Source organism: Mesorhizobium kowhaii, assembly GCF_042431665.1.
Classification (GTDB): Bacteria; Pseudomonadota; Alphaproteobacteria; order Rhizobiales; family Rhizobiaceae; genus Mesorhizobium; species Mesorhizobium kowhaii.
On the sequence record NZ_JBHLYT010000044.1, the window covers coordinates 43,907 to 58,565 of the forward strand.

General features: G+C 63.0%; 12 protein-coding genes and 1 tRNA gene. 7 read left to right on the forward strand and 6 right to left on the reverse strand.

What is annotated here, in order from left to right; translation table 11 throughout:
• Positions 1-121: 121 nt before the first annotated feature.
• A complete protein-coding gene (gene gltB, locus ACFFNA_RS24315) occupies positions 122-4,867 on the reverse strand; it encodes a glutamate synthase large subunit (RefSeq protein ID WP_111548673.1) in 4,746 nt (1,581 codons plus the stop codon).
• Between the two features lie 470 nt (positions 4,868-5,337).
• Between gltB and ACFFNA_RS24320 the strand changes: the two genes are divergently transcribed.
• On the forward strand, positions 5,338-6,390 hold the full coding sequence (locus ACFFNA_RS24320) for a threonine aldolase family protein (RefSeq protein WP_378922200.1): 1,053 nt from the start codon (positions 5,338-5,340) through the stop codon (positions 6,388-6,390).
• A gap of 65 nt (positions 6,391-6,455) precedes the next feature.
• Here ACFFNA_RS24320 and ACFFNA_RS24325 read toward each other — a convergent pair whose 3' ends face one another.
• On the reverse strand, positions 6,456-6,923 hold the full coding sequence (locus ACFFNA_RS24325) for an Hsp20 family protein (RefSeq protein ID WP_023759726.1): 468 nt from the start codon (positions 6,921-6,923) through the stop codon (positions 6,456-6,458).
• Between the two features lie 469 nt (positions 6,924-7,392).
• On the opposite strand from ACFFNA_RS24325, the gene ACFFNA_RS24330 reads away from it, so the two are divergent.
• Positions 7,393-8,370, forward strand: a complete 978-nt coding sequence (locus tag ACFFNA_RS24330) for an alpha/beta fold hydrolase (RefSeq protein ID WP_378922202.1) — start codon at positions 7,393-7,395, stop codon at positions 8,368-8,370.
• An 18-nt stretch (positions 8,371-8,388) separates the two neighbouring features.
• On the opposite strand, the gene ACFFNA_RS24335 is transcribed toward ACFFNA_RS24330, so the two are convergent.
• Positions 8,389-8,901: a DUF1579 domain-containing protein gene (locus ACFFNA_RS24335; RefSeq protein WP_378922204.1), complete on the reverse strand. Its 513-nt coding sequence runs from the start codon at positions 8,899-8,901 to the stop codon at positions 8,389-8,391.
• A 176-nt stretch (positions 8,902-9,077) separates the two neighbouring features.
• Here ACFFNA_RS24335 and ACFFNA_RS24340 point away from each other — a divergent pair, with 176 nt between their 5' ends.
• The 3 genes from ACFFNA_RS24340 (at position 9,078) to ACFFNA_RS24350 (ending at position 10,532) form a co-directional block, all read left to right on the forward strand.
• Complete coding sequence (locus ACFFNA_RS24340) at positions 9,078-9,233, forward strand: hypothetical protein (RefSeq protein WP_167392101.1); 156 nt, start codon at positions 9,078-9,080, stop codon at positions 9,231-9,233.
• Positions 9,234-9,236: 3 nt separating this feature from the next.
• Entirely contained in the window at positions 9,237-9,491 is a 255-nt protein-coding gene (locus ACFFNA_RS24345; RefSeq protein WP_378922206.1) for a DUF1127 domain-containing protein, read from the forward strand.
• A gap of 210 nt (positions 9,492-9,701) precedes the next feature.
• On the forward strand, positions 9,702-10,532 hold the full coding sequence (locus tag ACFFNA_RS24350; RefSeq protein ID WP_378922208.1) for a helix-turn-helix domain-containing protein: 831 nt from the start codon (positions 9,702-9,704) through the stop codon (positions 10,530-10,532).
• Between the two features lie 2 nt (positions 10,533-10,534).
• Here ACFFNA_RS24350 and hisN read toward each other — a convergent pair whose 3' ends face one another.
• Together hisN and ACFFNA_RS24360 are read right to left on the reverse strand one after the other, a co-directional pair.
• A complete protein-coding gene (gene hisN / locus ACFFNA_RS24355) occupies positions 10,535-11,308 on the reverse strand; it encodes a histidinol-phosphatase (protein ID WP_378922210.1) in 774 nt (257 codons plus the stop codon).
• 372 nt (positions 11,309-11,680) lie between these two features.
• Positions 11,681-12,622: an N-formylglutamate amidohydrolase gene (locus ACFFNA_RS24360; protein ID WP_378922212.1), complete on the reverse strand. Its 942-nt coding sequence runs from the start codon at positions 12,620-12,622 to the stop codon at positions 11,681-11,683.
• 162 nt (positions 12,623-12,784) lie between these two features.
• On the opposite strand from ACFFNA_RS24360, the gene cpdR reads away from it, so the two are divergent.
• Complete coding sequence (gene cpdR, locus ACFFNA_RS24365) at positions 12,785-13,147, forward strand: cell cycle two-component system response regulator CpdR (RefSeq protein ID WP_010911372.1); 363 nt, start codon at positions 12,785-12,787, stop codon at positions 13,145-13,147.
• Between the two features lie 196 nt (positions 13,148-13,343).
• A tRNA-Val gene (locus ACFFNA_RS24370) sits at positions 13,344-13,418 on the forward strand.
• 21 nt (positions 13,419-13,439) lie between these two features.
• Here ACFFNA_RS24370 and ACFFNA_RS24375 read toward each other — a convergent pair.
• Positions 13,440-14,594: a dihydrodipicolinate synthase family protein gene (locus ACFFNA_RS24375; protein ID WP_378922215.1), complete on the reverse strand. Its 1,155-nt coding sequence runs from the start codon at positions 14,592-14,594 to the stop codon at positions 13,440-13,442.
• Positions 14,595-14,659 lie beyond the last annotated feature (65 nt).

The following is a 14,659-nucleotide window of genomic DNA, read 5'->3' on the forward strand; positions in this document are numbered from 1 at the left end:
AGATGGTGCGGTTTTCGCCGCACCCGTTAACCTCTTGAGGCAGCCATGGCAACCTTGCCTTCGAGGTCAAACTGTCGATGAAAGTGGCCGGGAAACCTGAGCCTCCCGGCAACGCATAAGTCTATTCCGCCGCCACGCCCATGCGCATGCGTTCCATCTCGATCAGTGCGCGGCGGTATTCGACCGGCATGATCTTGCGGAATTTCGGCCGGAAAGTCGTCCAGTCGTCGAGGATTTCGCGGCCACGCACCGAACCGGTGTAGTGCACATGGTTGGAGATCAGCTGGTAGAGCCGCTCCTCGTCATGGCTGGTCATGTCGCCTGACACGTCGACGCGACCCTTGTGGTCGAGATCGCCGCCATGGTGCAGCAGCCTTTCCATCAGGTCGTCTTCTTCCGGAACCGGTTCCAGCTCGACCATCGCCATGTTGCAGCGCTCGGCGAAATCGCCCGCCTCGTCCAGCACATAGGCGACGCCGCCCGACATGCCGGCGGCGAAGTTGCGGCCGGTTTTACCGATGACGACGACGATACCGCCGGTCATGTATTCGCAGCCATGGTCGCCGACGCCCTCGACAACGGCGGCAACACCCGAATTGCGCACGGCGAAGCGTTCGCCGGCGACGCCGGCGAAATAGGCCTCGCCCTCGGTCGCGCCATAAAGCACCGTGTTGCCGACGATGATGGACTCCGCCGCAACGATCTTGGCCTCTTCCGGTGGCCGGATGACGATACGCCCGCCCGACAGGCCCTTGCCGACATAGTCGTTGCCGGCGCCGACAAGCTCGAACGAGATACCGCGCGCCAGGAAGGCGCCGAAGGACTGGCCGGCGGTGCCGGTCAGCTTTACGGAGATCGTATCCTCGCGCAGGCCCTTGTGCTTGAAGCGCTTGGCCACTTCGCCCGACAGCATGGCGCCGGCCGAGCGATCGACATTGCGGATGTCGACCTCGATCTTGACCGGCTGCTTGCTTTCGAGCGCCGGCTTGGCCAGTTCGATCAGCTTGCGGTCGAGCACGTCGTCGATCGGATGCTTCTGGCGTTCGGTCCAGTGCACCGCTTCATGCGGCGCATCGGGCTTGAAGAACATCTTCGAGAAATCGAGCCCGCGCGCCTTCCAGTGCACGATCAGGTCGCGCTTTTCCAGAAGGTCGGTGTCGCCGATGATCTGGTCGATATGGGTGTAGCCCATTTCGGCGAGCAGCTCCCTCACCTCTTCCGCCACGTAGAAGAAGAAGTTGATGACATGCTCGGGCGTGCCCTTGAAGCGCTTGCGCAGCACCGGGTCCTGCGTCGCCACGCCGACCGGGCAGGTGTTGAGATGGCACTTGCGCATCATGATGCAGCCGGCCGCGATCAGCGGCGCGGTCGAGAAGCCGAACTCATCGGCGCCGAGCAGCGCGCCGACGATGACGTCGCGGCCGGTGCGCAGACCGCCATCGACCTGCAGCGCCACGCGCGAACGCAGACCGTTCAGCACCAGCGTCTGGTGCGTCTCGGCAAGGCCCATTTCCCATGGGCTGCCGGCGTGCTTGAGCGAAGTCAGCGGCGAGGCACCGGTGCCGCCATCATAGCCAGAGATGGTGATGTGGTCGGCGCGCGCCTTGGCGACGCCCGCCGCAACCGTGCCGACACCGACTTCCGACACCAGCTTGACCGACACGTCGGCCGCCGGGTTGACGTTCTTCAGATCGTAGATCAGCTGCGCCAGATCCTCGATCGAATAGATGTCGTGGTGCGGCGGCGGCGAGATCAGGCCGACACCCGGCGTCGAATGCCTGACCTTGGCGATGGTCGCGTCGACCTTGTGGCCAGGCAACTGTCCGCCCTCGCCGGGCTTGGCACCTTGCGCCACCTTGATCTGCATCATGTCGGAATTGACGAGATATTCGGCCGTCACGCCGAAACGGCCCGAGGCGATCTGCTTGATCGCCGAGCGTTCGGGGTTCTTGCCGCCACCGGGCAGCGGCAGATAGCGGTCAGCCTCTTCGCCGCCCTCGCCGGTGTTCGACTTGCCGCCGATGGCGTTCATGGCGCGCGCCAGCGTGGTGTGCGCCTCACGCGAGATCGAGCCGAAAGACATCGCCCCGGTCGAGAACCGCTTGACGATGTCGGCCGCCGACATGACGTCGTCGAGCGCAACCTTGTTGCGGCCGGTTTCTTCCGCCAGCTTGATCCTGAACAGGCCGCGAATGGTCTGGGCGCGGGCCGTCTCGCTGTCGATCTGGGCGGAATAGTCCTTGAACGTCTCCCACGAGCCCTGGCGCACGGCGTGCTGCAAGGTTGCGACCGCGTCCGGCGACCACATATGCGCCTCGCCGCGCATGCGGAACATGTATTCGCCGCCGACTTCGAGGCTGCTGCGCAGCACCGGATCGTTGCCGAAACCATCATTGTGGCGGCTGAGCGTCTCGGTTGCGATCTCGTCCAGCCCGACGCCTTCGATCAGCGTCGCGGTGCCGGTGAAATACTGCTGCACGAAATCGGTCTTCAGCCCGATGGCGTCGAAAATCTGCGCGCCGCAATAGGACTGGTAGGTCGAGATGCCCATCTTGGACATCACCTTCAGGATGCCCTTGCCGATCGACTTGATGTAGCGCGTGACGACTTCGTAGGCGTCCACCTCTTTCGGCAGTTCGCCGCGCTTGTGCATGTCGAGCAGCGTGTCGAAGGCGAGGTACGGGTTGATCGCCTCGGCGCCATAGCCGGCAAGGCAGCAGAAATGATGCACTTCGCGCGGCTCGCCGGATTCGACGACGAGGCCGACCGAGGTGCGCAACCCCTTGCGGATCAGGTGGTGATGCACCGCAGCTGTCGCCAGCAGCGCCGGGATAGCGATGCGGTCCGGCCCGACCTGGCGGTCGGACAGGATGATGATGTTGTAGCCACCGGCGACCGCCGCCTCCGCCCGCTCGCACAAGCGGTCGATGGCGCCCTGCATGCCCGCGGCCCCTTCATTCGAGCCGTAGGTGATGTCGATCGTCTTGGTGTCGAAGCGATCCTCGGTGTGGCCGATGGAGCGTATCTTCTCCAGATCGCCATTGGTCAGGATCGGCTGGCGCACCTCGAGCCGCTTGCGGCGCGAATTGCCGACCAGGTCGAAGATGTTCGGCCGCGGCCCGATGAAGGACACCAGGCTCATCACCAGTTCCTCGCGGATCGGGTCGATCGGCGGGTTGGTGACCTGGGCGAAGTTCTGCTTGAAATAGGTGTAGAGCAGCTTCGACTTGTCCGACATCGCCGAGATCGGCGTATCGGTGCCCATCGAGCCCACGGCTTCCTGGCCTGTCGTCGCCATCGGCGACATCAACAGCTTGGTGTCTTCCTGGGTGTAGCCGAACGCCTGCTGGCGATCGAGCAGGCTGACATCCTTGCGCAGCGCGCGCGGCTCGACCGGCTTCAGGTCTTCGAGGATGAGCTGCGTGTTGGCGAGCCAGGTCTTGTAGGGATGCTTGGTCGCGATCTCCGACTTGAGCTCCTCGTCGGAGACAATCCGCCCCTTTTCCAGGTCGATCAGCAGCATGCGGCCGGGCTGCAGCCGCCACTTCTTGACGATCTTCTCTTCCGGCACCGGCAGCACGCCGGCTTCCGAGGCCATGATGACGCGGTCATCGTCGGTGACGATGTAGCGCGCCGGGCGCAATCCGTTGCGGTCGAGCGTGGCGCCGATCTGGCGGCCATCGGTGAAGACGACCGCCGCCGGTCCGTCCCACGGCTCCATCAGCGCAGCATGGTATTCGTAGAAGGCCTTGCGGTCGGCATCCATGAGCTTGTTGCCGGCCCACGCTTCCGGGATCAGCATCATCATGGCGTGGCTGAGGCTGTACCCGCCCTGGAACAGAAACTCGAGCGCATTGTCGAAACATGCGGTGTCGGACTGGCCGTCATAGGAAATCGGCCACAGCTTCGAGATGTTGTTGCCGAACAGTTCGGAATCGACGGACGCCTGTCGCGCCGCCATCCAGTTGTTGTTGCCGCGCACGGTGTTGATCTCGCCATTGTGGGCGACCATGCGGTAGGGATGCGCCAGCTTCCACGACGGGAAGGTGTTGGTCGAGAAACGCTGGTGGACAAGGATCAGCGCGGTTTCGAAGCGCGGATCGATCAGGTCCTTGTAATAGGCACCGACCTGATAGGCCAGGAACATGCCCTTGTAGACGATGGTGCGCGCCGACAGCGACACGCAGTAGGAGCCGATGTCCTTGTTGTCGTTCTCGGCGTAGATGCGGCCCGATATGACCTTACGCAGCAGATAGAGCCTGGCCTCGTACTCCTCGTCGTCGGGAATGTCGGCTGTGCGGCCGATGAAGACCTGCCGATGGAACGGCTCGGACGCCACGATGTCGGGCGCCTTCGACAGCGACGAATTGTCGACGGGCACATCACGGAAACCGATGAGCGGAAGCCCCTCGGACTGCGCCGATTCGGCGATGATGTCCTCGATATGGGCGCGCAAGGCGGCGTCCTGCGGCATGAACCAGTGTCCGACGCCGTACTGACCCGCCGGCGGCAGTTCGATGCCCTGGGCTGCCATCTCCTCGCGGAAGAAACGGTCTGGAAGCTGCACCAGCACGCCGGCGCCATCGCCGACCAGCGGATCGGCGCCGACGGCGCCGCGATGCGTCAGGTTTTCGAGCACGGCAAGGCCGTCCTTGACGATCTGATGCGACTTCACGCCCTTCATGTTGACGATGAAGCCGACGCCGCAGGCATCATGCTCGTTGCGCGGATCGTAGAGGCCTTGGGCGGAAAAGCCGGTTCGGCCAATATTGGATCGGCTAGTATTGGTTCGGAGCGCGGTTTTGACGGTTGCCGCTTTCGTCTGCGCGGCCTGGCCGTTCGTCGCAGAGTGCGTCATGTCCGTCATCTCCTGTCCTCCATTCCCAGCCCTTCGGGCGCTGGTTTGCCCCGGCAAGCGCCTGGCTCACCCTGATCCTTGCGGCACGTCTTGCGAAATCCTTGCCGAACCAGGCGGCTCCGCATGGTTCGTATTCGTACAGGCCAGAGTCTGGCTGTCCAACCTGTCGCTCGCAGCAACAGCCGGAGAGGCCCAAATGATACGCCAATCCAGCTCGTTTTGTGCGACAAAATAAGACAGCACTACTGTCCTAAATTTTTATGACAGAAATCCGAGACGCACACAAGACCGATTCACAAAAAACTTGGGCCGTCGGCGACATAAAATTACGTGAAGTTGAGGAAAAACGTAAGCTTCAGTCGCCAGCTGCTGCTTTACCAGATTGACTGGCTTTAATGGTTTTCCGGCGTCTGGCCCTTGCGGTCGGCACGCGAAATCGGTCAGCTTCAGGCCGATTTCCCCAAAACACAGGCAGGTGCATGTTCTTCGCTTCCGACAATTGGGCAGGCGCCCATCCCGACATCTCGGCCAATCTGTCCCGGCACGCCGCGGGCATCGCGACCGCCTATGGCGACGGCGAGCTCGACCGCGCCGTCTATCGGCGCTTCAGCGAGATCTTCGAGCGGGAGGTCGCGGTGTTCTTCGTCGCGACCGGCACGGCGGCCAACGCGCTCTCCATGGCGGCATGCAATCGTATCGGCGGCGTCGCCTTCTGCCATTCCGAAGCGCATATGAACGTCGATGAATTCGGCGCGGCGGGCTTCTACACCGGCGGAGCGCGCATGTCGCCGGTTCCTGGACCATTGGGGCGCATCAGTCCGCGGGCTCTCGACCGGGCCATCATGCGCTATTCGCAAGACCTCGCCCCCGCCGGCCAGCCGATGGCGGTGACGATCACCCAGGCGACCGAGGTCGGCACGGTCTACACCGTCGATGATATCAAGGCCGTCTCCGAGGTCGCTCGCCGCCATGGCTTGCCTCTGCACATGGACGGCGCGCGCTTCGCCAACGCGATTGCCGCGACCGACATATCGCCTGCTGAAATGACCTGGAAGAGCGGCGTCGACATCATCTCCTTCGGCGGCACCAAGAACGGCTGCTGGATGGCCGACGCGGTTGTGGTCCTGAACCTCGACGTGGCGCGTGACCTGCGCCTGCTGCGCCAGCGCGCCGGGCAGACCTTCTCCAAGGCGCGCTTCATCTCGGCTCAGTTCGAAGCCTATCTCACCGACGACCTGTGGCTGAGGATGGCGCGCCAGGCCAACGCCATGGCCGCGCGGCTGGCCGAGACGATCGAAGACGCGCCGACAGGCAGGCTGGCCTGGTTGCCGCAGGCCAATGAGGTTTTCGCGGTCCTCGACCGCACCAATGCCGAAAAGCTGCAGGCGGCCGGCGCCAAATTCTACGAATGGGGCGTACCTCAGGGCTTCGACGGCCACCTCGGCGACAACGAAGCGATCTACCGTTTCGTCGCCAGCTTTGCGACGACGGCCGAAGATGTTGACCGCTTTGGCCAGCTGATCGCAGGATAATCGATATCCCGGACTACAAAAAGGCGGCGCCTTTCAGCGCCGCCTTTGCCTTGGGAGGCTATTGGTTAGTTGGCGGTCTTGGCTTCGATCTGCTTGGCCTTGGCCGGAGCCGAGGTGATCGCGATTTTGCGTGGCTTCAACTCCTCGGGAATGTTGCGCTTGAGGTCGACGAAGAGCAGGCCGTTCTTCAGCGCGGCGCCAACGACTTCAACGTGGTCGGCAAGCTGGAAGCGGCGCTCGAAAGCCCTCGAGGCGATGCCGCGATAGAGCAGTTCGGAACCTTCGCCGGTGCCCTCGTCCTTGCGCTCACCTTTCACGGTCAGCACGTTGCGGTGGGCTTCGATCGAGATTTCCTCGTCGGAGAAGCCGGCAACCGCCATCGAGATCCGATAGGAATCCTCGCCGGTGCGCTCGATGTTGTAGGGCGGATAGGTCTGCGCGCCATCCGGCTGCGCAAGCGAATCGAGCATGGTGAAGAGACGGTCGAAGCCGACGGTCGAACGGTAGAGCGGGGAAAAATCAACGTGACGCATGAGGTGTTCTCCTGTTGAGCAACATGGTTTGCGTATGGCCGGTGCGAAACCCTTGAGCGGCGTTTCGGCTGGACCAGCGGCCCCGACATTGGCGACCGCATTCGACATTTGGGGAGCGCTCGAATGCATTTCAAGATTTCGCATGCTGGCAAAAAGGCCGTGCGGCTGGTCGTTGATGAACGGCAGATGAACCGGCGCTTCGGCGCGCGTTCAGACAGCCGGCGCTAGGGTGAGCCCAAGATCAAGGATTAGCGGCGCCGGGTGCCGCAACGAGGCCGAACCGGGTGTAACGTCCCTTCCTCCCGGATCGACAGAGGCCGGAAGCACGCTTTCAAGCGGCTTCCGGCCTTCCCCGTTGCGGGGCCTCCATCGCCCGGAATTCCTTTGCTTTTGGCGCATGGGCGTCTATCACCTTAGCCGAGCCAGCCAGCACGGGCGGGCACGCCAGACGCCGAGCACGAAGCGCCGAATGACGGATCTTTTCCACGACATCCCCCTTTTTCACGAAATCGAGGGCAATCCACGACCGGAAAACGCCACCGGCGGCTTCTTCACCACCCGCGACCGCAAGAAGATCCGCTACGGCCTGTTCGGCGCGGTCGCGCGCCCGCTGAAAGGCACCGTGGTCGTGCTCACCGGCCGCAACGAGTGCATCGAGAAATATTTCGAAACCATCCGCAATCTTGCCGACCGTGGCTTTGGCGTCGCCACCCTCGACTGGCGCGGTCAGGGCGATTCCTCCCGTCTGATCCGCGATCGCCAGCGCGGCTATGTCCGCAGCTTCCGTGACTATACCGCGGATCTGGAGCAGTTCTTCGAGGAGATCGTGCTGCCCGACTGCCGCGGCCCATATTACATCCTGGCCCATTCCGCGGGTGCGGTGATCACGCTGCTTGCCGCGCCGTCGATGGTGAACCGCGTGCGGCGCATGGTGCTGATCGCGCCGTTCCTCACGGTGCCCGATCTGCCGGTCTCGATAAGAACGGTTCGCCGCGTCTGTTCGCTGTTCTGCGCTCTCGGCCTTGGCCGGCTCTATGCCGCCTGGGGCCCACGGCCGAAGGTGACGGCCCCTTTCGAGACCAACAAGCTGACGTCCGACCCGGAGCGCTATCGCCGTAACACGCGGATTTACGAAGAGTACCCGCAACTGGCGCTTGGCGGCCCGACGATCCGCTGGCTGCAGGCAGCCGCCAAAGCATCCGAAGCCGTCAGCGGCCCCGACTTCATGGCTCGGATTCAGGTCCCGCTGCTGATAATCGCAGCCGGCGCCGACCAGGTCGTCTCGACCAAGGCCGTGGAAGCCTATGCCAGGCGGCTGCGGCTCGGTTCGCTGCTGATGATCGACGGCGCGCGCCACGAAATCCTGCAGGAAGCCGACATCTACCGCGAACAATTGCTCGCCGCCTTCGACGCCTTCATTCCCGGCAGCGACGACCCCACGGCCTGACGGACGCCGATCATCGGCTCATGCGTGGCGGGCGAACTCCATGACCCAGTTGGTCTCCCAGCTCATGCCGCCATCGGGCGAAAAGGCCTGCTCCCAGCGCGCCGAATTCTCCATGATCCGTGACCAGAGGAAACGAACCTGGATCGGCCGGCCGTCGAAGACATCGTCACACAGGAATGTGCCGACACCGTCTGTGAACGCGCCGCGCACCGGCACATCGATGGTCGACGGGTTGCGACCGTCGATCCACCAGATCGACCATTGCCGTGTCGCTGCATCGAAGGTCCGCACCGTGGCGGCGCGATAGGCGCCGCCCGGCAGTTCGATCACATTGTCGTCGACATTGCCGAGACCGCCGAGCAGCGGGCGCACCTCGCATATGCCGCCGAATTCGTCCCAATTGTCGTCGCCTGCCAGGCGCTTTTGCAGCCTTCGATGACTGACATCCCAGCTGCCGAAGAAGAAATCGAAATCGCTGCGGCCGTCCGCCGGACTGTCATTGGCGTGGCTGGCTGTTGATTGTGTCGGCATGTCTGGTCCTCCCTCTGGAAAGGCCCTTCCATAGTCCGTCCCTACTGACACCCTGTTGTCAGTAGGGATGGGCCGGCAGCGCCCGCGGCACGCAAAGTGCTAAAGATTCTGACAGCCCGCGCCGTCCCCGAGTGCTCATCTGCCCGCGTCGAACTGAACGCCATGGAGATGAGATCATGACCGAGAAAACCTGCGCCGCCTGCGATTGCCAGCTGGACGCCAACCCGATCCGTGTCAAGGTCGGCGGCAAGACCGTCGAAGTCTGCTGCGAGGAATGCGCGCAAGCGCTGAACGAAGCCGGCGCCTCGGCAGCCGGCACCAGGGAGGACTGAGCGATGCGCCCCGATCATACAGCGGCGACGCAATGCCTGGCCGGCACCGTGCCGACGCAGGCGCCGACAATTCGCACCGTGACCATCCGCCAGACTTTGTACGCACAATTCATAGCGACGGCTGGCTGGATCAGCTGTCAGATGGAGAGGCGCCGAAGCCGCCGCGCTTTGCTCGAGATGACCGACGACCAGCTCAAGGACATCGGTCTGTCGCGCGGCGACGCCTATTCCGAATCCACGCGCCGGTTATGGGATTAACGTATGTCGCCCAAAAAGTGGTCCCGGCTTTGGGGCAACGACATGCATGAGACAAAGACTTAAAGCGCGTCGCCTGAATCCGTTTCAACGCGACGCGCTTTAAGGAGCGGCCTGCCTGGAAGTCTCCTGACAGGAATGGGCGGGCCGATTGCGTAGAGTGCCGATTGCAATGCCGGACCCCATGGTCCGGCGCAAGGGAACGCAACGGCCATGTCGCAATTCACCGTCCAGCCGCTTCTCGACACCGGCACTGTCAGGGTGCGGGACGTCATCTGCAGTGGCGAATGCCGGCACAGGAGCGAAGAAGAGTGCACGACGGCGACGCATCTTGTGTTTCCGTATCGCGGCGTCTTCGTGCGTCATGTCGGCCGCAACGACGCCGTCGCCGAAGCCAACCAACTGCTGTTCTTCAACGAGGCGGAAACCTATCAGATCAGCCACCCCGTCGAGGGCGGCGATGCCTGCCTCGATCTCGTCGTCGAGGAGGCTCAGCTGCTGGAGCTGGTGCCGAAGGAACAATTGCGCGCCGGCGCCACCCCGGCGTTTCGTCGCCAACGCCGGCGCATCGACCCGCGAGCGCAAGCTTTGGTGGCTTTGCTGCGCCACAGCCTGAGCCGCAACGTCGCCGAAACGCTCGAGGCCGAAACCCTGGCGCTGACGCTGGTGCGGCGCTCGCTCGGCGAGCGGACCTCGCACGTCGCCGGCGCCAGCATAGGCCGACAGAAACTGGTCGACCGCGCCAAGCTCGTTTTGTCCTCTGATCTGTCCCGGCGCTGGACGCTGGCCGAAATTGCCGCCGAGGTCGGCGTCTCGCCGGTTTACCTGACGCAAGTGTTCCAGCAGGTCGAGGCCATGCCGCTCTATCGCTATCACCTGCGCCTGCGGCTGGCGCGTGCGCTCGACCTGCTTGGCCGCTACGACAATCTGACGACGCTGGGCATGGACCTTGGCTTCTCCAGCCACAGCCATTTCAGCTCCGCGTTCAGGCAGGTTTACGGCCGCACGCCGGCGGAATTCCAGCGCTCGATCAAGCCGCGCTGATATTAGCCGCGTAGCGCTGCCATGGCGGCCGCATGAAGCTCCGGCGTCGCCGCTGCCACCACGTCGCCGCCCTTCTCCGCCGGCCCGCCTTCGAATGTGGTAACCACACCGCCGGCCTTTTCGATGATCGGGATCAGCGCCACGATGTCGTAAGGCTTCAATCCGGGATCGGCGACGATGTCGACGCTTCCCGACGCGATCATGGCGAAGGCGTAGCAATCGGCGCCGTAGCGGGCGAGTTGGACTTGCTTCTCTAACTGGTCGTAACGCTCGCGCGCCGCGCCCTTGAACAGCGCCGGCGTGGTGGTGAACAGCGTCGCCTCGGCGAGCTTCGTCGTCTTGCGGGTTGTCAGCTTGCGCGGGCCGCCCGGCCCCTCATAGTGCGAGCCCGAGGCGTTGGCGTAGTAAAGCTCGCCGGTGAACGGCTGCGACATCATGCCGGCAACCGCGTCGCCATCGACCGTCAGCCCGACCAGCGTCCCCCACACCGGCAGGCCGGAGATGTAGGCGCGCGTGCCGTCGATGGGGTCGATCACCCAAACATGCCGGCTCGAAATGTTTTCGCTGCCATGCTCCTCGCCCAGAATGCCATGGTCGGGATATTGCGCTGATATCAGCGCCCGGATGGCGCGTTCAGCCTCGCGATCGGCTTCGGTGACCGGGTCGAAACTGCCCTTTTCCTTGTTGGCGACGGCGCCCTGGCTGCGGAAGCGCGGCAAGGTTTGCGCCGCTGCCGCCTGCGCGATGCGGCGCATGAAATCAATGCTGATATCCAACTGATTCTCCCGCATTGCAGCATGCCCGAGCCGGTGCTCTGCCGCCAATTTCCAGCCAAAACAAGGGTGTTCGACGATTTCTCCGCTGCAGCAGCTGTTGCCCGGATGTCACACAAGCGTCACCGAAACGCAATTTCCACATCAGAGTGAATTAAAAAAGCCTGAAGGTCGCTTGACATTTGTGCAGCGCACAATACCCTCGACCTCGGACAGGTTTTCCTGTCCATGCCCTCCTTGGGCGTTTCCTCCCTAGACTTCGACCGTATCGTGCAAACGATGCGGTCTTTTTTTACGCCGAAAATCCTGATGCATGTCGCCCAAAAGTGTGTAGCGGTTTTGCGACAACGACATGCGTAAAAACAAGACTGGATTTCACTCCGCCGCCAGCGGCAGGTCGATGAAATGATGGTCGGGCATCGCCATCAGATCCGCCGAAAATCGCGTCAGGTCGTCGGCCAGCGCGTCGAAGCCAGTGACCTTCTCGAATGTCCGCTCGTTCATGTAGAGCCCGCGATTGACCTCGATCTGCAGCGCATGCAGATGGCGCGCTGGGCGGCCATAGTGCTCGGTGATGAAGCCGCCGGCATAGGGCTTGTTGTGGGCGACGGTGTAGCCCATCGCGGTGAGCAGGCCAATCGCGGTCTCGGTCAAGGCCGCGGTGGCCGAGATGCCGAAACGGTCACCAATGATGAAGTCGGGCCGCAGGCCGTTTTCGCCGACACGAATGCTTGCCGGCATCGAATGACAGTCGATCAGAACGGCAAAGCTGAAACGCGCATGGGTTCTGGTCAAAAGCCGTTTCAGCGTCTCGTGATAGGGCTTGTAGACGGCCTCGATGCGGGCGATCGCTTCAGCCAGCGGCAAGCGGCCGGAATAGATATCGAGCCCCTCGCCGACCAGCTTGGGAACCGTGCCAAGCCCGCCGGCCACCCGCGCCGAGCGGATGTTGCAGAAGGACGGCACCGGCTCGGCGAACATGCGCGGATCGAGTTCCCACGGCTCACGATTGACATCGAGATAGGCGCGCGGGAAATTCGCCGCCAGCATCGGCGCGCCCAGCGCAACGGCGCCGCCGAACAGCTCGTCGACGTAGCAGTCTTCCGAGCGGCGGATGGCGTTGCGGTCCAGCCTTGCCATGGCAAGGAAGCGCTCCGGATAGTAGCGGCCGCTATGCGGCGAGTTGAAGAGGAAGGGGACGCGCTGCTCGGCGCCCGACCGGATTTCGAAGGGTGGAAAGACCGAAAAATCCTCGGCTGCCGTCTTCAATTTGAACGAACCCGAAAACACCAGTGCATCATGATGTGAAAGTGCCACCTTGCTGGTCGCGTGTCCAGCATTTCAGCGGCCACACCGCCGGGCAAATATGGATCATCCCCGTTCTCGTTCACTTGATGTTTACCCTCACCTCCTCATATACAGGATGGTTAACGGGCTTGCCCAACGGCAATCTCGGGCGGGTGATTCGGACGGGATATCATGGCACGCATTCTTCTGGCGGAAGACGACGACGATATGCGTCGGTTCCTCGTCAAGGCGCTGGAGCGCGCCGGGTACCAGGTCAGCGATTTTGACAATGGCGCCAGCGCCTACGAGCGGCTGCGCGAGGAACCGTTCTCGCTACTTCTGACCGACATCGTCATGCCGGAGATGGACGGCATTGAACTGGCGCGCCGCGCCACCGAGATCGATCCCGACCTCAAGGTCATGTTCATCACCGGTTTCGCCGCCGTTGCGCTGAACCCGGATTCCAAGGCGCCGAAAGACGCCAAGGTGCTGTCGAAGCCGTTCCACCTGCGCGACCTCGTCAACGAGGTCGAAAAGATGCTGCACGCGGCCTGAGCCGCTTTCTGAGCCAATGCATGCCGCCCAAAAGTGGTCCCGGTTTTGGGAAAACGACATGCATGAAACAAAGACCTAGAGCGCGGCGCGCTTTAGGCGTCAGTGCCTTGTCGCCGCTGCGGCGAGACGACGCCTTCTTTCCTTTTTCCTGCTATTGACGCGCTGGATCAAAAATGGTGTATGCGCGGCTTCGGATGGGCGTGTAGCTCAGCGGGAGAGCACTGCATTGACATTGCAGGGGTCACAGGTTCAATCCCTGTCACGCCCACCATCCAATCCAAACGATCAGATTTTAAACGCCTGCGACGGCGCAGAGGCTCCTCATCCTGGCAACCGCCAGATCCGGATCGGCCAGCAATCCTGCCTGGTCGGCGAGGCGGAAGACATCGGCATAGTGGCGGATGCCGCGCGCCGACTGCATGCCGCCGACCATCGAAAAATGATCCTGATGGCCGTTCAGCCAGGCCATGAAGACGATGCCGGCCTTGTAATATTCGGTCGGCGCTTCGAAGATTTTTCGCGATAGCGGCACGGTCGGCGCCATCAGCAAGTCATAGTCGGCGCGGTCGCCGTCCGCCAGTTTTGCCAGTGCCGCATTGGCGACCGGCGCGATCGCATCGAAAATGCCGAGCAGCGCATGCGAGTGTTTCCTGTCGTCGCCCGCGATCAGTTCGGGATAGTTGAAGTCGTCGCCGGTGAACATGACGACGCCGTCCGGCAGCCGGTTCCGGAGCGTGACCTCCTTGCCGGCATCGAGCAGCGAGATTTTTATCCCCTCCACCTTGCCGGCGTGGCGTTCGATGATGGCGACGACGGTGTCGAGCGCGGGCTCGAAATTCGCGCTGCCCCAATAGCCCCTGAGCGCAGGGTCGAACATGTCGCCCAGCCAGTGCAGGATGACCTTGCCGGACGCCTGGCTCAGAATGCGCTCGTACACACGTGCATAGTCGTCCGGGCCCTTGGCGACCGCCGCCAGCGCGCGGCTGGCCATCATGATCGCCTTGCCGCCCAGCCCTTCTATGAAAGCGAATTGCTGCTCGTAGGCGGTGATGACATCGTCGAGCGTCCTGGCGGCGGTTGGCGCCAGATGGTCTGTGCCGGCACCCGAAGCGAGATCGGCGCCTTCGACGGTGCGCGCTTCCGCGATCGAGCGGCGGATCAATTCCTGTGCGTTTGTCCAGTCGAACCCCATGCCGCGCTGCGACGTGTCCATCGCCTCGGCAATGCGGAAGCCGAGCCGCCACAGATGGTGACGAAACGCCATCGTCCTGTCCCAGTCGACCACCGGCCGCGACCACGGATCGGTCATCGCAAGCGGATCGGCAACGACGTGCGCGGCGGCATAGGCGATGCGCGAAAACCGCGCGCCGATCACCGGCTGCACCGGCTGGCCGACCAGCGCGTAGCGGGTGCTGCGGCCACCCTCACCAGGTAAGGAAATGTCCATCGATCTCTCCCTATTGCCGTGCCTATAAATGGAACGTTCCAATAAATCAAGAACCTTTAGGATTC